Origin of the sequence: Pedobacter sp. BMA, from assembly GCF_001027745.1 — a bacterium.
Lineage (GTDB): Bacteria > Bacteroidota > Bacteroidia > Sphingobacteriales > Sphingobacteriaceae > Pedobacter.
Map to the genome: position 1 here is coordinate 178448 of NZ_LECU01000001.1, position 19877 is coordinate 198324.

Sequence of the window (19877 nt, forward strand, 5' to 3'; positions counted from 1 at the left end):
GTTATATTAAAACTGTCTGTGAGCTGTCGTTAACTCATAAACATTAGTCAAAATTTCTTTTTCGGTTTGATCGAAAGCTATATTTTTTCTGGCGAAGACTTTTTCTGTAGTTTCGAACATCTTATCCAGTTTGTAGTTTTCGAATCCATTGGCCCCGCCCCAGCTAAAGTCGGGAATATGAGTTGGGGGCAAGCCTCCACCGAAAACATTCGCACTTACGCCAACAATGCTTCCCGTATTAAACATGGTATTGATACCCGATTTCGAATGATCGGCCATAATTAAACCGCAAAACTGCAAATTCGTATTCCGCATGTTTTTGCTTTCATAATCATATAGCTTCACTTCAGCATAGTTATTCTTCAGGTTAGAGTTATTGGTATCAGCACCAATATTACACCATTCGCCCAATACTGAATTGCCCAGGTACCCGTCGTGACCTTTGGCTGAGTTACCCCAGATTACGGAGTTATTGATTTCCCCTCCTGCACGGCTATTGGGGCCAATTGTTGTACCGGAATAGATTTTGGCGCCCATTTTTATTGACGAATTGTCGCAAAGTGCAAAAGATCCGCGGATCAGACTTCCCTCCCAGATTTCTGCGTTTTTACCAACGTAGATGGGGCCATAGCCACTATTTAATACACTGCATTCTGCTTTTGCACCCTCTTCAAAAAAAATATCTTCGCCCAGTAATTGATTTGTACTGCTGATTTTAGCCGAAGTACGCCCTTTGGTTAACAGTTCAAAATCTTTTCTTATTTCGGCTGGGTTATTGGCGAAGATATGTTCGGGATAAATGATTTGTACAAAATCTCTGTTATATTGAAATTCATTATTAAATGTTACCAAATCACGGTTGTCTATATCGTGGTGATGAGCAATTAAAACATCTCCCTTGCAGAGCACTTCCCCGGCCTTTAAAGAAATTATAGCTTCAAGCAAACCTTCATCGGGACAAATGGAACCGTTTATATATAAAGAGGGATTAGCCTTTTCAGGGTATTTTACCGAAAGATAATCTTGGGTGACAAAACCAAAGTCGGCATTTAAGTATTTAGCCCATTTTTCTGCGATGGTTAAAATACCGACACGTAAATCGGCTACTGGCCTTGTAAATGTTAATGGACGAAGGGATGCCCAGCTGGAATCATCAAAAAGATTGATTGTCATAAGCAGCAAAAATAAAAAAAGTCCCGATGCTTTTGGCAAAGGGACTTTAAAAAATGCTTTTCAGTGCTAAAATTATTTCTTAGCGTAACGGTTTTTGAATTTATCGATACGTCCTGCTGTATCAACCAATTTCATTTTACCAGTATAGAAAGGGTGTGAAGTATGAGAAATCTCTAATTTGTAAAGAGGATACTCATTACCATCTTCCCATTTAATTGTTTCTTTAGTATCTACGCAAGATTTTGTTAAGAAAGCATATTCGTTAGACATGTCTTTGAAAACAACTGGTCTGTAGCTTGATGGGTGCAAATCTTTTTTCATTTGAATATTATTTTTAGTTATTTGTGTGAAAGCATCAAGAACATTTTTGCAATTTGCTGGCAACAACGCTTATGACAGTTTCTATTAGTCTTTTCTTACCTCTATTTTAGAGGATGCAAATATCCTAATTTTATTTTTGATTTACAAACCTATTTTATATTTTTTCTGGAACCATAAACGAACACAACATATAATTTCAATCAATATCCTCAAATCCATTTAATTTCCTGGCAAAGTTCGATCAGCACACCATTGGTATTTTTTGGATGTACGAAGCATACCATTTTATTATCGGCACCTTTTTTTGGGATTTCATTCAGCAGGGTAAAACCATTGGCTTTAAGTCGTTCCATTTCAGCAAGAATATCATCTACTGCGAAGGCAATGTGATGTACCCCTTCTCCTTTTTTATGGAGGAAGTTAGCGATTATACTTTCATCAGACGTTGCTTCCAAAAGCTCAATCTTATTTTCACCTGTTTTTAAAAAAGCAGTGTTTGCATGCTCGGTGGCCACTATTTCAGTTTTATAGCATGACGTATTCAGTAAAAGTTCGTAGAGTGGTACCGACTTACTCAGGCTGTTCACAGCGATTCCGATATGGTCTATCTTGTTCATGATTTTAAAACGGTTGGTTGAATGTAAAAATGCAGCTTTTCTCTATAAGCTCATAGCTATTAATTATAATTCTTCAAAAAGTTTTTTCGTATCTTTGTAGTCATAATTAACAGAATAGAGATGAAACAGCCGATATATTTAGATAATAACGCAACAACACCTTTAGACCCGCGTGTGTTGGAAGCGATGCTACCTTACTTTACTGAGAAATTTGGAAATGCCGCAAGTCGTAACCATGCTTTTGGTTGGGTTGCAGAAGAGGGCGTAGATTATGCTCGTGAACAGGTGGCCAAATTAATCGGCTGTACTGAAAAAGAAGTGATTTTCACATCAGGTGCTACTGAGGCTGATAACTTAGCCATTAAAGGTGTATTTGAAATGTATAAAGAAAAAGGTAACCACATCATTACTGCGGTTACTGAACATAAAGCCGTACTGGATACTTGCAAGCACCTTGAAAAAAATGGTGCACGGGTAACCTATCTTGGCGTTAAAGAGGATGGTTTAGTTGATCTTGCGGAGCTTGAAGCTGCCATGACTCCTGAAACCATTTTAGTTTCCATTATGTACGGAAATAATGAAATCGGTGTTATTCAGCCGGTAAAAGAAATCTCTGCTATTGCGCACAAATATGGTGCTTTATTTATGACAGATGCTACGCAGGCTGTTGGTAAAATCCCTGTTGATGTTAATGCAGACGGTATCGATTTAATGGCTTTCTCTGCACACAAAATGTACGGCCCGAAAGGTGTTGGTGCGCTTTATGTACGCAGGAAAAACCCAAGGGTTAAAGTAACTTCTCAAATGGATGGCGGTGGCCACGAGCGCGGAATGCGTTCTGGTACGCTAAACGTTCCAGGTATTGTGGGTTTAGGTAAAGCTTGCGAACTTTGCCGTTTAGAAATGGAAAGTGAAGCGATTCGTTTATCTGGCTTACGCGACCGTTTAGAATCTACATTGAATCAAATGGAAGAAAGTTATGTAAATGGTAATGTTGAACACCGCTTACCACACGTAGCTAACATCTCTTTCAAATATGTCGAGGGTGAAGGATTAATGATGGCGATGAGCGATTTAGCAGTGTCTTCAGGTTCGGCTTGTACTTCGGCTTCTTTAGAACCATCTTACGTATTGAAAAGCTTAGGTCTGTCGGATGATTTAGCACACTCTTCTATCCGTTATGGTTTAGGTCGCTTTACTACTGAAGAAGATATTGATCATGCAATTGAAATTACTCAAAAAGCGGTGAACCACTTAAGAGAACTTTCTCCACTATGGGAAATGTTTAAAGAAGGAATTGATTTGAGTAAAATTGAGTGGGCAGAACACTAAGAAGGTTGAAGGTGTTAAGGTTTAAGGTAAAAGGTTAAACGCTTAACATTAAAAAATTAAAAGAAAATTGCTCCGGTAAGGAGATTAAAAACATAAAATCATGGCATATTCAGAAAAAGTAATTGACCATTACAATAACCCACGTAACGTAGGTACATTAAATAAAGATAGTAAATTTGTAGGTACAGGATTAGTTGGTGCACCTGAGTGCGGTGACGTAATGCGTTTACAAATTGAGGTAAGTGAAGACAACGTAATCACAGATGCAAAATTTAAGACATTTGGTTGTGGTTCGGCAATTGCTTCTTCTTCTTTAGCTACAGAATGGTTAAAAGGAAAAACTATCGATGAGGCATTAACAATCGACAATATGGATATTGTTGAAGAACTGGCTTTACCTCCTGTAAAAATTCACTGCTCGGTGTTAGCAGAAGATGCGATTAAATCTGCCATTAACGATTACCGTGTTAAAAATGGTCTAGAAGCTATCGTATTGGAAAAATCACATCACTAATAAGTAACAAGAAATCAGTGTCAGGTATCAAGTCTTGAATTCCAATCTTGATACTTTATACTAAATACTCGATACTATGATAACAATAACAGATAAGGCAAAAGACAAGATTGATAACCTAATGCAGGATTCCGAAATGGGTTCTGATTACTTCTTAAGGGTTTCAGTAAAAGGCGGTGGTTGTTCAGGATTATCTTATAATTTAGATTTCGATAATGAAGAAAAGACCGGCGATCAGTTTTTCGAAGACAGGGGGATTAAAATTGCATTGGATATGAAATCTTTCCTTTATCTGGCTGGTACTGAATTAGACTTTACTGATGGTCTGAATGGTAAAGGTTTCAATTTCGTAAATCCTAATGCCAGTCGTACTTGCGGTTGCGGCGAGAGTTTTTCCGTTTAGTACAACTTAATACATATTTTAAAGGGCCCCGATATTTTCGGGGCCCTTTTGCATTTTTAAACCAAAAAGCATTATAATTGTTAAAATAACGAACACCAAATAACAGCGATGCCATTAATTAACGAGTTTTCTACAATACCTACACTCTTGAGGAATGTGATTAAAAACATTCACAAGCCCGAGGATACCTTTTTGATTCACAAGCAGGGTGCTGAATGGACTGAAATTTCTTATGAAGATACACTCAAAAGGGCTGATGCCGTTTCTGCTTATTTTCTTGAAAGGGGCATTAGGAAAGGGGATCGCTTAGGTTTAATGATCGAAAATTCGCCAGAATATGTTTACTACGATCAGGGTATACAACAGATTGGTGCGATTAATGTGTCCATCTACCCTACGCTATCTGAGCAGGAAGTGGCGTACATCATTAACGATTCGGGGATCAAATCGATTCTTGTGGGAAACAATTTCCTCTACCGCAAGGTGCTTAAAGTTGCTGCTAACTGCAAAGACCTGAAATATATTATCCCAACTTTTAAAGATTTTGAAAAAGTAACTGTCCCCGCAGATGTTAACGTGGACGTGATTGCTTTTTCAGATATACTGGCACTTAAACATCAGATTACTGCGGCCGAAAAGGCAGAAATTGAGCAATGCAGAAGCATGGTCCTGCCGGAAGATGTTTCATCATTAATCTATACATCCGGAACAACCGGAACACCTAAGGGTGTAATGCTTACGCACCATAATTTTGTTAAAAACGTTGAGGTTTGCCTACAACAGATTCCAGTTATTGATCAAACCGAAACATTTCTGTCGTTTCTGCCATTATCTCACGTATTCGAACGGACAGCCACCTACCATGTTTGCTGTGCTCAGGGTTGTAAAATTGCCTTTGCACAGAGCTTAGAGCTACTGGCAAAAAACATGGGTGAAGTTCGTCCAACGGTAATGAGTTGCGTGCCAAGACTTTTAGAGCGAATTCATGATAAAGCCATCAAATCAGGAACTGCAGCCGGCGGTACAAAAGCCAAAATATTTACCTGGGCATTGGAAACCGGAAATAAGTACCGTATTGCTAAAGAAGCCGGAGAAAACCCCGGTTTAATCCTGTCGGCTAAAAAAGCTATAGCCGAGAAATTGGTTTTCAGCAAGATCAAAGTAAAAACGGGTGGCCGACTGAAATTTATGATTTCAGGGGGAGCGGCTTTGCCTAAAAACGTAGGCGAGTTTTTTGGCGACCTTGGCATCAAAATTTTAGAAGGTTTTGGTTTAACAGAGACCTCTCCCGTAATGTCGGTAACGGAATACCACAGACAGGTATATGGAACTGTTGGCCGGGTTATTCCAGGAATTGAGGTTGGAATTCAGGACGTGGATACTAAAAAGATCATTAACATTCAAACGCATCACACTTTCGACGAATCTTTCGAATGTGCAGAGGGCGAAGTAATCGTACGTGGGCATTGCGTTATGAAAGGCTATTTTAACAAGCCAGCAGAAACGGCGGAGGCGATTGACCGCGACAGGTGGTTTCATACCGGTGATATAGGACGTTTTTACAAAGGAAACCTGCAAATCACAGATCGGTTGAAAAACATGATTGTTAATGCTTACGGGAAAAATGTTTATCCTACTCCTGTGGAAAATATTTATCTAAAAAGTCCAAAAATTGATCAGTTATTTTTAATCGGCGATAAACGTGAATTCATCACAGCGATTATTATCCCGAACAGGGAAACCCTGGAAGAAACCTTTAATTTAAAGCCATCATTCTTTGAGGAAGCAGATCCATTTATACAGGATAAGGAAATTATAGAATGGGTAGAGCAGGACATTAAAAAGATTTCAAATGAATTAGCCAAATTCGAAAGGATTAAGAATTTCAAAATTAAACGAAATCCATTTAATATTGATGAGGGTGAGATTACACCAACGATGAAGATAAAGCGTAGAATCGTAGAAAAGAAATATGCCGGTGCTATCAATGACATGTATGAGGAGGGTGTTGTGGCCGATTCTTAATATAACTGCAGCTGTAAAAGCGAAACACTTCTAACAAAAAAAATGAATTTCTAATGCTTTAAGACTGCTTCATTCCTCGCAATGACGAATGAAATCATTACTTTTGCAAAAAATACCCGAAATGAGTATAGGATTATCAGACCAAGAAATATTACGACGTGAGTCGCTAAAACAGTTGCGCCAATTAGGCATTGAACCTTATCCAGCAGAGGCATACGATATTAATGTGACCGCTGCCGATATTCTGGCTAATTACGAGAAAGATAAAACAGCTTATAAAACCGTTAGCCTGGCGGGCCGTATCATGGGCCGTAACATCATGGGCGCGGCATCATTTGCCGAGTTACAGGATTCTACGGGTCGTATACAAGTATATCTTAAAAGAGATGAGCTTTGTCCCGGCGACGATAAAACCTTATATAATACAGTATTTAAAAAGTTATTAGACATTGGCGATTTTATCGGTGTAAAAGGATTTGTATTCACTACTCAAACGGGTGAAATCTCTATCCACGTTACGGAATTTAAAGTCTTAGCCAAATCACTGCGCCCGCTTCCTATCGTAAAACGCGATGACGAAGGAAACGTTTATGATGGGTTTACCAATCCTGAATTGCGTTACCGTATGCGATATGTAGATTTAACGGTAAATCCAGACTACAAACAGATTTTCATCAAGCGTAGTAAGGTCATTAACAGCATGCGCAATTATTTCGACAACCAGGGTTGGATGGAGGTTGAAACTCCAATCTTACAGCCCATACACGGTGGTGCTGCTGCACGTCCTTTTGCAACCCACCATAATACGTTAGATATGCCGCTTTATTTGCGTATTGCAAATGAACTATATTTAAAGCGTTTAATTGTTGCAGGTTTTGATGGTGTTTATGAATTCGGTAAAATGTTTCGTAATGAAGGAATGGACCGCACGCATAACCCTGAATATACTTCGATGGAAATTTATGTTGCCTATAAAGATTATATCTGGATGATGGCAATGGTGGAAGAATGTCTTGAAAAAGTTGCCATTGCAACAAACGGATCTGCCGTAGTAAAAGTTGGTGAACATGAAATCAACTTCGAAGGACCTTATGAGAAGTTAAGCATGTACGAATCAATACAAAAATATACGGGTATTGATGTTTCAGCAATGACTGAAGAGCAGCTTCTTGAAACCTGTAAAAACCTGGGTATAGAAACAGATTCTACGATGGGTAGAGGTAAACTGGTAGATGAAATTTTCAGTGACAAAGTAGAAGCGAATTTGATTCAACCTACCTTTATTACAGATTATCCGATAGAAATGACGCCACTCGCAAAAAAGCACCGTTCAGCAGAAGGATTGGTAGAGCGTTTCGAAATTTTTGTAAACGGGAAGGAGATTGGAAATGCTTATTCAGAGCTCAACGATCCAATAGACCAGAAGGAGCGTTTTGAAGATCAGTTAACGTTGGCAGATCGCGGTGATGCGGAGGCTATGGCAATGGATGAGGATTTCGTTCGTGCTTTAGAGTACGGAATGCCACCAACATCTGGTCTGGGTTTTGGTATCGATCGTATTGTAATGTTAATGACCAACCAGAGTACGATTCAGGAAGTATTATTCTTCCCGCAGATGCGTCCGGAGAAAAAGAAAATTGAGCTTACTCCCGAAGAAACAGTACTTTACTCGCTAGTAAAAGAAGGTGAAGAACATCTGCTATCTGACATCAAGGCGTCATTACCAGAATGGAGCAATAAAAAATGGGATACCACTTTAAAAGGTTTAACAGGCAAGGGAATATTAAAAGTTGCCAAAAAGGACGAAGGATTGTTCTTATCGCATAAATAGAACGCGGGAAGTTAACCGGGCTCATCAAATAAATGATGTAAAGGCATGGGTTAAGATGTTCAGACCAGCATTGTGTTAACACAAACATAACAAAAACTTAAAAGGCTTACTAACAAATAATTAGCAAGCCTTTTTTACTTTTACAACAATCGATAATAATTTAAAGATTGTGATATGAATATTTCAAGCCTAGAAATAAACGAAAGAGAATACTGCATCAAGCTAAGCAAGGATGCGTTCGATTTAACATTGGTTCGTCAGTTAATCAAAAGAATCCAGGCCGAAGCCTTGTTTTTCTCGAGAAATCAGGTTGAAGAGGATGATATCCTCAGCAAAAGATCTCAAAGAGAAGAGCTTGAAGGATTTGATTATTTAGGAGATAAATAGGCTGCTGTTTATCAGCAGCCTAATATGATTTTAAAAATAAACGGCAAGGGGGATTTAAATCCAATCCATTAATCAATATCCAGACTTCCTTCAACCGAATCGTCCATTGTTTTTCCGGTAACTACTGAAGCAGCCATTTTTAAGAATGCTACAGCGGTTCCGTGCTTGGTATCCCAATAATATCCCTCAGATGGGATTACTTTAATCAGTGTGATATTCGGATCATCTTTACCACCCTGAAACCAGGTTTTGATTAACGGACTCCAAAGTTCATCTATTTTCTTCTGATCTCTGGTGATTTCAGAAATACCATAAATGTTTACAAATCCTGAATGTGCGCCCGCCTGAAAGAGCAGATGCGTAAACGGGTCGGCAGAAATTTCTTCATTTTTATGGCTGTCTTTTAAGCTCATAAACCAGATGTTCCCTTCATCATCCACCTGTTGTATGGCCATAGGCCTTACAGACAATGGAATTCCTGTTTTTATATTTGTACAGAAGAAACAACTTTCTGCTTTTTCTGCCAGGTCCCGGAGTTTTTCAACAGCCTCTTTGCCGCCTAAATCTTTGATGTTATCTTCTTCCTGAGTATTATTAGTACTTCCTTCTTGTGATGTTGCCATAGGTGTGATTATTTGTTTCTATATAGTACATCTAAGAAATGTGTTTGGTTTTGAATTTTTATCATATATCATAAGACTGCAGAAATGTCAATGCATAAAAAAAGCCATCTCAATTAAGAAATGGCTTAAACGAAAATATCAGTTTAATTACCGGTAACGAACTTGCTGCTGCTTGTCCATCATTCCCATTTGATCCTTCATTTGTTTGATCTGATCGGCCAATAACTTATTCTTATCTGCCTTTTTTGCTTCTGCAAGATACATTGTTGCCTCCCGCTTATTACGTTTTGCCATTGCAATTCCTGCTAAGCTAAGTTTTGCCAAAGCAACATTGTGGTCCATTTGCATACCTAAAGCAAGCGACTTCTTAAAATATTTTTCACTCTGTAATGGTGCTGTTCTACTTTCGATTAATCCTACTAACAGATTATAATAACCATGCTGAACTTTTATAAGTTGTTTCTCATAATCAGTTATACGATTTAAAAACTGTTTAGCTTTTGGCATATTATCCTTTCTCAGGAACCACTGTGCTAAAAGCATATTCTCATTAAAGAAATAGGTAACCAATACAATCAGGCCTAATAATATGGCAATAATGCCCCATGGCCAAAAGCCGAAAATAAATAAAGCTACTGCGCCACCCAGTAAAGCAAACCCCGCAATTAATCTAATAATATTTGGCATAAATTTTTATTGTAATTATTTTTTTTGCAAATATCGTTTTTAAATGGCACAAATTAGATTTTAAAACAATAATTTCATTAAAAAATTAAAAGAACTCAAATTCACTTGAATGACCATGAAATACTTACTTTCGATAACATTAATCATACTTACAATGAATGTTTCTGCACAAGAAATCAATAAAAAAATACACGACGAAGCAAAAGGCAAGGATATTCTGATTAACAAATGTACGCGAGAAGGCATCACCTCTTTCCCGGAATTCAAGGAAATGTTTGATCCTTTATATGCCGCTTACACTCCAGATGCTGCTACACTGATTGAATTGAAGAAACTGATCAAGGATGAAAAAATTACAATCGTATTTGGCACATGGTGTGGCGATAGTAAGGTAAATGTTCCAAATTTTTATAAGATTCTTGATGACCTTCACTTCAAAGAAAAAAACGTGAGTTTAATTGCTGTAGATGGTCACAAAAAAGCCGAAAACGGCATTATTGATGGCTTGGATATCAGCCGTGTACCTACTTTTATTGTATTCGACAAGAAAGGAAAAGAGCTCGGCAGAATTACCGAAGGGCCTAAAACTACACTTGAAGGAGACCTGTTAGACATTTTCAAAACAAAATCTTAAAACTTTTATTTTTATTATGAGTTCTCATTTCGTTAAACATTCACCTTTCCACTTACATTAAAATAGTATGTCTGCAAGTTTAGAGCCAGGATGGCTAGCCGTTTTAGAGAATGAATTCGAAAAGGATTATATGAAAAGCCTGAAAGCTTTTCTGCAAAAAGAAAAAGAAACTGGAGCAACTGTCTATCCAAAAGGTTCAGATATATTTAACGCATTAAACACAACGCCATTCGACCAGGTAAAGGTTGTAATATTAGGACAGGATCCGTATCATGGCGCCGGCCAGGCACATGGTTTATCTTTCTCGGTGCAGCGCGGTATTGCAGTGCCCCCATCATTAAAGAACATATACAAAGAGCTTGAGTCGGATATCGAAGGCTTTAGAGCGCCTGGTCACGGAAACTTAACACACTGGGCAGAACAGGGTGTTCTGCTACTGAATGCAACATTAACAGTACGGGCCTCTGAGGCTGCCTCCCATCAAAACCGTGGCTGGGAGGTTTTCACAGATGAGATAATTAAATCATTGTCGCAAAAACGTGAGCACATCGTTTTTTTATTATGGGGTAAATCCGCACAGCAAAAAGCAGCGTTAATTGATGAGAAAAAGCATTATATACTCACCGCCCCCCACCCCTCTCCTTTTTCTGTGCATACAGGTTTTTTGGGATCCCGTCATTTTTCCAAAACAAATCAACTGCTTATTCAAAATAATTTGCCACCGATAGACTGGAGTTTGCCAAAATAATATTAATTTAACACCACCTAAGGCACCCAAGTACACCTTAGTAATCAATCATCCTTTTAATATTTATAAATTAAATTGATTTTTGATATGAACAAAACTTTTCTTGATACCCTGGAATATAAAATAACCGGAGCATGTATTGAAGTACATAAATTACTTGGACCCGGTTTGTTAGAGAAAACTTATCAAAGGTGTTTGATAAAGGAGTTGGAGATGCAATCGGTGAATTTCATTGCAGAGAAGTCAATTTGCATATGCTACAAAGGTGAATTTCTGGATGCATCCCTGAAAGCTGATCTTTTGGTAGAAAACTGTATTATCGTAGAGTTAAAAGCAGTGGAAGTAATTCTACCAATACATGAGGCTCAGGTACTAACTTACATGAAGCTTATGCAGGTGCCAAAAGGCCTGCTGATTAACTTTAACTGTACTAACATAATTCAGCATGGCAAAAAAAGTTTCGTTAATGAACTCATGTACAAATTTAATCCCTGACAGGACTTAGATGGTCTTAGATTTCTTAGGTGTTTTAAACCAAAGATTAATACTCCAAAGGCACTATTGGCTCTTTCTTGGTAGTAGACATGATCATCATCGTTTGGAATGTTTTAACAACAGAGATTTTACTGATTTTCTCCATGATTAAACGCTCATACGATTTAATATCTTTCACATAGACTTTTAAAAGAAAATCTGCCTGACCAGTTACGTGATGACACTCGGTGATTTCTTTGATCTGATTCACCTCATCTAAAAAAATTTGTATGGTATTGTTTTTATGAAAATCCAACTGAATCTGAATAAATGTTTTGATTCCTAATCCAAGTTTTTCTTCATCAACCAAGGCATGATAGCTCTTGATGTAACCCGCCATTTCAAGCTTACGAACCCGCTCTAACGTAGGTGCTGGCGATAAACCAATTTCTTGTGAGAGAAGCAGGTTGGTAATTCTACCATTTTCCTGTAAGATTCTTAAGATTTTAAAATCAATTTTATCTAATTCTGATGCCATATTAATTCAAAGGAATTGAGAATACAAACATAACCAAATTATATTCTAAATTTTAACAAAATTTATCTAATATATTTTAATATAATTTTTTTAGATTTACCTAAAAATAAAATTAGAGCAACATAAATGCAGAGCTTTACTGAAGAGAATTATCTTAAGATTATATATCATTTATCTGAATTGACCAATACTGTTCAAACAAATGCAATAGCCGAACAAATACAGACTAAACCGGCATCAGTTACTGACATGATTAAAAAACTTGCGGATAAAGGTTTTGTAGACTACATCAAATATCAGGGTGTAACTTTAACCGAAAGAGGCAGAAATGCGGCAATTAATATTGTTCGAAAGCACCGGTTATGGGAGGTATTCCTAGTAGATAAACTAAATTTTAGATGGGATGAGGTTCATGAAGTTGCCGAAGAATTGGAGCACATTAAATCAGAAGCATTGATTGAACGTTTGGATGAATTTTTAGGTTTTCCAAAATCTGACCCCCATGGCGACCCGATTCCTGATAAGAATGGTCGGTTTGCCAAGACACAGTTCATCAAACTTATTGATCTAAAAATAGGCGACGGCGGAACGATAACAGGCGTAAGTCAACACAGTTCAGCATTTTTAAAGCATCTGGAGAAACTAGGTTTAACACTTGGGAAACAAATTCAGATTACCGATGTTACCGATTTCGACGGTTCTGTGGAAATACTGGTGGAAAATAAACAAATTAACATTAGCAGAGAAGTTGCAAAACATATTTTAATCAGCACTAATGGCAAAAACTGAATCGTTAAGTGAAGTACATCAAAGCGTAGATACAAATAAAAGAAAAGGTTGGCGTAGAATTCTGGCATTTATCGGCCCGGCCTACTTGATCAGTGTTGGCTATATGGATCCTGGGAACTGGGCTACAGATTTAGCCGGGGGAAGCAAATTTGGCTATCAGTTAATATGGGTATTACTCATGTCGAATCTGATTGCCCTTTTACTCCAATCTTTGAGTGCAAGACTGGGAATAGTAAGAGGGCTGGATCTGGCGCAGGCTTCCAAACACGCTTATCCACGTTGGGCCAATATACCATTATTTGGCCTTGCGCAAACAGCTATCATTGCATGCGACCTGGCCGAAATCATAGGAATGGCAATTGGTTTGCAACTACTTTTCGGACTGCCGCTAATCTGGGGTATTTCCATTACCATATTCGACACTATCCTACTACTCTTTCTATTAAATAGGGGAATGCGCGCGATGGAAGGTTTTATTGTCTCAATGGTTTTTATTGTTGGTATATCCTTTCTGGTAGAAATGTTTATTGTTGAGCCTTCATTAAAGGAAATTGCAAAGGGCTTCGAGCCCTCACTTCTGGGTGGCGATGCACTTTATATCGCTATTGGCATTATCGGCGCGACCGTAATGCCCCATAATCTGTACTTGCACTCATCTCTGGTACAAACCAGGAAAATTGAACGGACTAACAAAGGCATCAAGGAAGCTTTAAAATTTAATCTGATTGATACCACCGTTGCGTTGAACCTGGCATTTTTTGTCAATGCAGCCATTTTAATTCTTGCCGCAGCCGCTTTTTATACAAATGGTTTACATGAAGTAGCTGAAATTCAGGATGCCCATAAATTGCTTTCTAATATTTTCGGAAATGTCGCCCCTGCACTATTTGCAATTGCACTGATTGCCGCAGGACAAAGCTCCACGGTTACTGGTACCCTAGCTGGCCAGATCATCATGGAAGGCCATATCAACCTTCGGATTCAGCCTTGGTTACGCCGATTAATAACCCGCTTGCTAGCAATTATACCTGCATTTTTTACTATTCTTCATTATGGCGACGACGCATTAGGGGGCTTACTGGTTTTAAGTCAGGTTGTTTTGAGTTTACAGTTAGGTTTTGCAATCATCCCGCTGATACACTTTACATCAGATAAAAAACTGATGAAGGATTTTGCCATTAAAACATGGGTGAAGGTACTGGCATGGGGAAGCGCCTTAGCCATTATTGCCTTAAATGTGAAGCTCGTGATAGAGGAGATCGGAGGCTGGGCGACGGGTGCAAATAACTGGTGGATTTACGTATTTGTAGTACCTGCCCTTATTGGAATTGTATTCCTTCTTTTATACGTTTTCTTTCATCCGCTTATCGAGAAGAAAAACCGCGAAAGGCAAATGGTTCCACACGGCAATGCACTGGAGATTGGCAAAATTGAGAAAATCAGCTACAACAGAATTGGTATAGCAGTCGATTTTTCCAAAAATGATGTTAATACCATCCGGCATGCGTTGATCCAAGGTGGAAAGGATGCCCATTATTACTTGATCCATGTTGTAGAAACCGCCGCTGCAAGATACCATGGCAAAAATACAATGGATCATGAAACGCAAAGCGATGCTGATAATCTGGAGAAATACAGGATAAATCTGGGAGACCTTGGTTACGATGCTACGCCGTTTATTGGTTTCGGGAGTACAGCGAAGTCCATAGCCGACATCACCAACAAAAACGAAATCGAACTATTGGTAATGGGCGCTCACGGCCACAAAGGACTGAAAGACCTGATTTTTGGAACAACGGTTGACTCTGTTCGTCATAAAGTAAACATCCCGGTATTAATTATCAGATAGTTTATTTTTTGTTTATCGTTTTAATCATCTTTTTAATGCCACCATCACCGGCGTTATAAGCCAGTAATTTTGCTGCCGGAGAATAGAGATACATTGCCGGATACATTTTCGGCAAAAATGCAGGAATAAACATTTGCTTTTTATCTTGAAGCACAGTTACATTCGGTTTACTATTAAGCCCCCTTGCGTAGGAATTAAAAAACTGAGGAATGATATAAGCATCATCTAGCGTAATCATGTAAATATTTACGTTCTTAAACTGCGCATAATTTTCATTCAGCAATTTAGTTTCCCGCTGGCAATGTTCGCAGGTGCAGTCAAAGAGAATAAAAAGGTTGGGTTTACTTTGTGTTAAGTCTTTATTGGAAAACGGCTTTCCATCCAATTTAAAGAAAGTAAACTGAGGCAAAAGCGTTGGCTGTTGAGCGTTGGCATGAATGCATAGCCCAAGAAATAATGCGAGGATCAGGTATCTAAATTTCATTTTGAAGACTTAATGTTCAAACTTAATTATAATTCGCAACGAAAAGATACATCATTTTACCTTTTACAAACCGATGAGTTTTCTTTTTGTTGTTTCGTAGGCGAATGAAATAAAAGATAATCAAAATTATCACATCAATTTTTAAGATATTTGCAACCCGGCTTTTTAGCTGATTTTATATTTATAACATTCAAGTTTTGAAAAACGATATTAACATAAAAAATAAAAGAGCATATTTTGACTACAATTTACTAGATAAATACGTAGCGGGCATTGCACTTTTGGGAACTGAAATTAAAGCCATCAGGCAAGGTAAAGCTAATATGACTGATGCTTTTTGCATGTTTATTGGTGGAAATTTATATGTACGTAACCTTCACATTTCGGAATATTCGCACAGCTCTTTTTACCACCATGATATCAAGAGAGACCGTGCGTTGCTTCTTCAAAAAAAAGAGATCAGGAAGTTAAAATTGAAAGGAGAGGAAAAAGGCTATACTATTGTTCCTTTACGCATTTTTATAAATGAGCGTGGTTTTGCTAAAATGGAAATTGCACTTGCTCAGGGTAAAAAGGAATTCGACAAACGAGACAGTATTAAAGACAGGGATACAAAACGTGAACTGGATCGGGCTATGAAAAGATAGTACCCCACTTCGAAGTTTAGTAGTGAATGTTCAGGTAATAAATCCTAACCATTACCATGCCTGATCGCCAACTAATGGCACAAACCTAAAGGTATCCAATACAATCTTTTCAAAATCAGTTTCGCTCACACGAATCACAGTGACCATTTTCTGGGTCTTCTCATCCCCTACCGGGATCACGAGGATACCACCGACTTTTAATTGTTTCAAAAGAATTTCGGGAACAAGTGGTGCTCCTGCAGTAACGATAATCTTATCGTAAGGGGCATGTTTTGCAATTCCTTTTGATCCGTCACCACAGTAAAACGTTGGTTTGTACCCCATACCGGGAAGCACCTGAACAGTTCTCTTATAAATATTTTCCTGCCTTTCAATGGTAAATACCTGAGCACCAAGCTCCATCAGAATACAGGTTTGATATCCAGATCCTGTACCTATTTCTAAAACTTTGTCATCTTTTTTAATATGCAGCAACTCGCTTTGGTAGGCTACAGTGTAAGGCTGTGAAATGGTTTGTCCATCGCCAATAGGGAAAGCAATGTCCTTGTAAGCCTGATTCCAAAAGGTTTCATCAAAAAAGAAATGACGTGGAACTTTACCGATTGCCTTCAGCACATTTTCATCTTCAATTCCGCGAGACTTCAGAAGTTCAACCAACTTCTTTCTCGCTCCACGTTCCCGGTAATTATCAACAAATTTATAAGCCATGAAGTCTCAAAATTAGCTTTTTTAAACGGGGATACAAGGGTGGCGTCTCAATTATTGAGTGATTAAATAACGATCAGCTGAATTTGAGAACGATAGATTATCCACACAGCTACTTCTCGAATCAGTGAACAACTCTTAATAAGGATCAACGTCTATTTGTGTGAAAATACCCTTGAATTCTTTAGTTGCATTAAACTCTGTAAGTGTATCGCGCAAGGCGTCTTTTACCTTTTGTATAGCAGTATGCCTGTCTGCCTTAATAATGATTTGTTTGATGTACAGGTTACGTACCCTGCTCACAAGTGGCTGCTCAGGTCCCAGTACCCGCTTGCCAAACTTTGCCTTTAAAATATTTGCCAACGTAAGCGCTGCATGATCCAGGACGTGCGAATCTTTATGCTTGATATAAAGGAAGATCATTCTGGAAAAAGGAGGATATAGAAACCTTTCCCTTTCAGCAATCTCATCGTTATACATACCAACATAGTCATTTTCAACTACCTGTTTAATAATCCGGTTATCTGCATCATAAGTCTGGATACAAACGTTGCCCTGATCCGCCCTTCTGCCAGCCCTTCCTGCCACCTGAGCAAGTAGTTGAAAACTCCTTTCATAAGCCCTGAAATCCGGATAACCTAAAAGTGTATCAGCATTAATTACGCCGATTAAATTTAAATTATCAAAATCCAAACCTTTGGCTACCATTTGCGTACCGATTAGTATATCCGTCTTTTTGTCCTGAAAATCATTTAGAATCTGCTGCAAACCATTTTTTGTTCTGGTACTGTCCATATCCAGCCGGGCAATATTCACATCCGGATAAAGCAATTTCAACTCTTCTTCGATGCGCTCAGTTCCAAAACCTTTTTGTTCAACGTGCACTGAGCCACAGGCCGGACAAATATTAACACTACTCTGGTGGTAGCCACAATAATGGCAATGGAGTTTTCCGCTACTTTTATGATATGTTAAACTCACATCGCAGTTGACACATTTCGGCGTATAGCCGCAAGTTGCACAGATCAAAATGGTGGCATAACCTCTCCTGTTTTGAAAGAGAACAACTTGCTCTTTTCTGGATAGTGCAAGATCAATATCTTTGATCAGAACACTGGAGAAATAAGAAACCATTGATTTGTTTTTAGTTTCTTCGGATATGCTGACCACTTGCTGGTTAGGAAGCTGAACGCCTCCGAATCTTTCTCTCATTTCTACAAGGCCATATTTTCCCTGTAAAGCGTTATAATAACTTTCCAACGATGGGGTTGCCGACCCCAGTATTACTTTTGCCTGGTGCAGATAAGCTAAGTAGATCGACGCATCCCGGGCCTGATAACGTGGTGCAGGATCATACTGTTTATAAGATGGCTCATGTTCCTCATCGACAACTATCAACTTCAAATGCTGAAAAGGAAGAAAAACTGCGGAACGTGCGCCTAAAATTACTTTAAAAGCACCTGTTCTTACCTTATTCCAAATCTCTACCCGTTCGCTGTTGTTGAACTTGGAGTGATAAACGCCAATTGCATTTCCAAAGTAGCGCTTTATCCGGTCAACTATCTGAGTAGTTAATGCAATTTCTGGTAGCAAAAACAACACCTGTCCGTCGGTATTCTGAATAATTTTTTCAATCAGTTTGATATAAACCTGTGTTTTGCCCGATGCTGTAACGCCATGCAAAAGCACAACATCCTTTTCTTCAAAAGCCTTATTAATTTGGTTCAATGCAGTTTCCTGACCTGCATTCAGCTGAAAACTGGAATGAAATTCATCGTCATTGAAAGCTAACCGACTTACGGGGCGTTTCATCACCATAAAAACATCTTTATCGGTTAAAGCTTTTAATGCACCTGCACCACAATTGCTTTCTTCCAACAAAGTTTCTTTGGCTATTGGCAGATTAGATTTCTGCAGCTTTAAATAGGCTAATAAGGCATCCAGCTGTTTAGGGGCACGTTCCAAAACGGCAAACAACTGCTTTAAATTATCCTGGTCGTTATAAAAATCATTTAATACAATGAACGATTTAAGCAGGGGTTTATATTTCTGAACCACTTCCTCTGCAACCAAAACCAGCTCTTTATCCAGCAGACCATTAATGATGGGGTATATCGTTTTCTGACCCAAAAGTTTAGAAACATCATTAACCGTAAGTTTTTGCTGTTTTTTTAAGGCCGTAATAATCACTTCCTCTTTTTCACTCAGTGCGATTTCATCACTGAAATCATCGCGGAGTACCAGAATGGTTTCGCTGGCCAGTTTTAAACTTGCAGGTAAAGCAGCCGACATGACATCGCCCTCATTGCACATGTAATAACCAGTCATCCAACCCCAAAATTTAAGTTGTGTAGCGGTAATTACCGGCTCAGCATCTATCACATCAATAATGTACTTGGCTTCATAAACAAGCGGTGGCTGCTTTGAAATTGCCTTAATGAGTGCTGTATAAATTTTGTGTTTACCAAACTGCACAACTACTCTTTTGCCAATCTCTATCTGGTCATTCAGGTCGAAAGGCACACGATAGGTATAGTTTTTTGCCAGAGATAAAGGCAAAATAACTTCAACAAAAAGTGTTTCTCTTTCTGAAAAAATATCGGTCCCGAAATTATCCATTATTTATCTTTAAATGCTGCAAAAAACAACATTACCCATCCTAATACAAAAAGCAAGCCTCCAATTGGTGTTACCGGTCCAATTAAATTTACAAAATCCAGTTTCAAAATACTCCGGGTAGCCAACAAATAAAGCGAACCCGAAAACAAAATAACCCCGAATGTAAAACAGAAATAAGCAATATTAATCAGCTTATTACGGTAACGTGCAAAGGTAGAGAGGTATAATAGCGCAAAGGTATGGTAAAACTGATAATCAACTCCTTTTTGCCAGATTTCAAGCGAAGGGCCATCAATCAGGGCTTTTAAACCATGTGCTCCGAAAGCACCCAGTAAAACAGCCACAAATCCAAAAAAAGAAGCAGTAAGTATTATTCGTTTATTCATATCTGTTTGCGTCCAAGGCAAACGCTAAATTAATAAATTGGCAAAGAACTTCTCACTAATCAATGTAATAAATTAAATTTGTTGCATAGCA

At 38.3% G+C, this 19877-nt stretch carries 22 protein-coding genes; 12 read left to right on the forward strand and 10 right to left on the reverse strand.

Translation table 11 applies throughout. The features are described from left to right. Positions 1–6: 6 nt before the first annotated feature. The 3 genes from AB669_RS00685 to mce form a co-directional block, all read right to left on the reverse strand. Positions 7–1173: a putative sugar nucleotidyl transferase gene (locus tag AB669_RS00685; RefSeq protein ID WP_047797362.1), complete on the reverse strand. Its 1167-nt coding sequence runs from the start codon at positions 1171–1173 to the stop codon at positions 7–9. A 72-nt stretch (positions 1174–1245) separates the two neighbouring features. Next, the gene (locus tag AB669_RS00690; RefSeq protein WP_010601831.1) at positions 1246–1494 is read right to left on the reverse strand and encodes a type B 50S ribosomal protein L31; all 249 of its coding nucleotides are present in this window, start codon (positions 1492–1494) and stop codon (positions 1246–1248) included. A gap of 209 nt (positions 1495–1703) precedes the next feature. Beyond that, positions 1704–2111 carry a methylmalonyl-CoA epimerase gene (mce, locus tag AB669_RS00695; RefSeq protein WP_047797363.1) on the reverse strand — a complete coding sequence of 136 codons (408 nt, stop codon included), beginning with the start codon at positions 2109–2111 and terminating at the stop codon, positions 1704–1706. A 120-nt stretch (positions 2112–2231) separates the two neighbouring features. Here mce and AB669_RS00700 point away from each other — a divergent pair, with 120 nt between their 5' ends. From AB669_RS00700 to AB669_RS00725, 6 genes are all read left to right on the forward strand, one after another. Further along, a complete protein-coding gene (locus AB669_RS00700) occupies positions 2232–3443 on the forward strand; it encodes an IscS subfamily cysteine desulfurase (protein ID WP_047797364.1) in 1212 nt (403 codons plus the stop codon). 100 nt (positions 3444–3543) lie between these two features. After that, positions 3544–3957, forward strand: a complete 414-nt coding sequence (gene iscU / locus AB669_RS00705) for a Fe-S cluster assembly scaffold IscU (protein WP_047797365.1) — start codon at positions 3544–3546, stop codon at positions 3955–3957. A gap of 76 nt (positions 3958–4033) precedes the next feature. Beyond that, positions 4034–4360 (forward strand): iron-sulfur cluster assembly accessory protein, encoded by a 327-nt coding sequence (locus AB669_RS00710; protein ID WP_047797366.1) that lies wholly within the window; start codon positions 4034–4036, stop codon positions 4358–4360. A gap of 108 nt (positions 4361–4468) precedes the next feature. Further along, complete coding sequence (locus tag AB669_RS00715) at positions 4469–6385, forward strand: long-chain fatty acid--CoA ligase (RefSeq protein ID WP_047797367.1); 1917 nt, start codon at positions 4469–4471, stop codon at positions 6383–6385. 121 nt (positions 6386–6506) lie between these two features. After that, the gene (gene lysS, locus AB669_RS00720) at positions 6507–8216 is read left to right on the forward strand and encodes a lysine--tRNA ligase (protein ID WP_047797368.1); all 1710 of its coding nucleotides are present in this window, start codon (positions 6507–6509) and stop codon (positions 8214–8216) included. Between the two features lie 174 nt (positions 8217–8390). Beyond that, positions 8391–8603: a hypothetical protein gene (locus AB669_RS00725; protein WP_047797369.1), complete on the forward strand. Its 213-nt coding sequence runs from the start codon at positions 8391–8393 to the stop codon at positions 8601–8603. A 68-nt stretch (positions 8604–8671) separates the two neighbouring features. On the opposite strand, the gene AB669_RS00730 is transcribed toward AB669_RS00725, so the two are convergent. Then, complete coding sequence (locus AB669_RS00730; protein ID WP_047797370.1) at positions 8672–9226, reverse strand: pyridoxamine 5'-phosphate oxidase family protein; 555 nt, start codon at positions 9224–9226, stop codon at positions 8672–8674. A 147-nt stretch (positions 9227–9373) separates the two neighbouring features. Then, positions 9374–9913, reverse strand: a complete 540-nt coding sequence (locus AB669_RS00735; RefSeq protein ID WP_047797371.1) for a DUF2892 domain-containing protein — start codon at positions 9911–9913, stop codon at positions 9374–9376. A gap of 115 nt (positions 9914–10028) precedes the next feature. Here AB669_RS00735 and AB669_RS00740 point away from each other — a divergent pair, with 115 nt between their 5' ends. The 3 genes from AB669_RS00740 to AB669_RS00750 all read left to right on the forward strand — a co-directional run bounded on the left by AB669_RS00740 (position 10029) and on the right by AB669_RS00750 (position 11790). Continuing rightward, a complete protein-coding gene (locus AB669_RS00740) occupies positions 10029–10547 on the forward strand; it encodes a thioredoxin family protein (RefSeq protein ID WP_047797684.1) in 519 nt (172 codons plus the stop codon). 67 nt (positions 10548–10614) lie between these two features. Continuing rightward, positions 10615–11295, forward strand: coding sequence for a uracil-DNA glycosylase (gene ung / locus AB669_RS00745; RefSeq protein WP_047797372.1), 681 nt, complete (start codon positions 10615–10617; stop codon positions 11293–11295). 87 nt (positions 11296–11382) lie between these two features. Then, a complete protein-coding gene (locus AB669_RS00750; protein ID WP_047797373.1) occupies positions 11383–11790 on the forward strand; it encodes a GxxExxY protein in 408 nt (135 codons plus the stop codon). A 46-nt stretch (positions 11791–11836) separates the two neighbouring features. Here the strand turns inward: AB669_RS00750 and AB669_RS00755 are convergent, their stop codons facing one another. Further along, complete coding sequence (locus tag AB669_RS00755; protein ID WP_010602066.1) at positions 11837–12307, reverse strand: Lrp/AsnC family transcriptional regulator; 471 nt, start codon at positions 12305–12307, stop codon at positions 11837–11839. Between the two features lie 126 nt (positions 12308–12433). On the opposite strand from AB669_RS00755, the gene AB669_RS00760 reads away from it, so the two are divergent. Together AB669_RS00760 and AB669_RS00765 are read left to right on the forward strand one after the other, a co-directional pair. Then, on the forward strand, positions 12434–13096 hold the full coding sequence (locus AB669_RS00760; RefSeq protein ID WP_047797374.1) for a metal-dependent transcriptional regulator: 663 nt from the start codon (positions 12434–12436) through the stop codon (positions 13094–13096). Then, positions 13083–14945, forward strand: coding sequence for an Nramp family divalent metal transporter (locus AB669_RS00765; protein WP_047797375.1), 1863 nt, complete (start codon positions 13083–13085; stop codon positions 14943–14945). Before AB669_RS00760 ends, AB669_RS00765 begins: the two co-directional genes overlap by 14 nt. A 1-nt stretch (position 14946) precedes the next feature. Here AB669_RS00765 and AB669_RS00770 read toward each other — a convergent pair whose 3' ends face one another. Then, the gene (locus AB669_RS00770; protein ID WP_047797376.1) at positions 14947–15429 is read right to left on the reverse strand and encodes a redoxin domain-containing protein; all 483 of its coding nucleotides are present in this window, start codon (positions 15427–15429) and stop codon (positions 14947–14949) included. A 197-nt stretch (positions 15430–15626) separates the two neighbouring features. Between AB669_RS00770 and smpB the strand changes: the two genes are divergently transcribed. After that, positions 15627–16076, forward strand: coding sequence for an SsrA-binding protein (gene smpB, locus AB669_RS00775; RefSeq protein ID WP_047797377.1), 450 nt, complete (start codon positions 15627–15629; stop codon positions 16074–16076). A gap of 51 nt (positions 16077–16127) precedes the next feature. On the opposite strand, the gene AB669_RS00780 is transcribed toward smpB, so the two are convergent. From AB669_RS00780 to AB669_RS00790, 3 genes are all read right to left on the reverse strand, one after another. Further along, positions 16128–16784 carry a protein-L-isoaspartate(D-aspartate) O-methyltransferase gene (locus AB669_RS00780; RefSeq protein WP_047797378.1) on the reverse strand — a complete coding sequence of 219 codons (657 nt, stop codon included), beginning with the start codon at positions 16782–16784 and terminating at the stop codon, positions 16128–16130. Positions 16785–16919: 135 nt separating this feature from the next. Continuing rightward, positions 16920–19400: a primosomal protein N' gene (gene priA / locus AB669_RS00785; RefSeq protein WP_047797379.1), complete on the reverse strand. Its 2481-nt coding sequence runs from the start codon at positions 19398–19400 to the stop codon at positions 16920–16922. After that, positions 19400–19786, reverse strand: a complete 387-nt coding sequence (locus tag AB669_RS00790) for a DUF423 domain-containing protein (RefSeq protein WP_047797380.1) — start codon at positions 19784–19786, stop codon at positions 19400–19402. The genes priA and AB669_RS00790 overlap by 1 nt, the downstream gene beginning before the upstream one ends. Between the last annotated feature and the right edge of the window lie 91 nt (positions 19787–19877).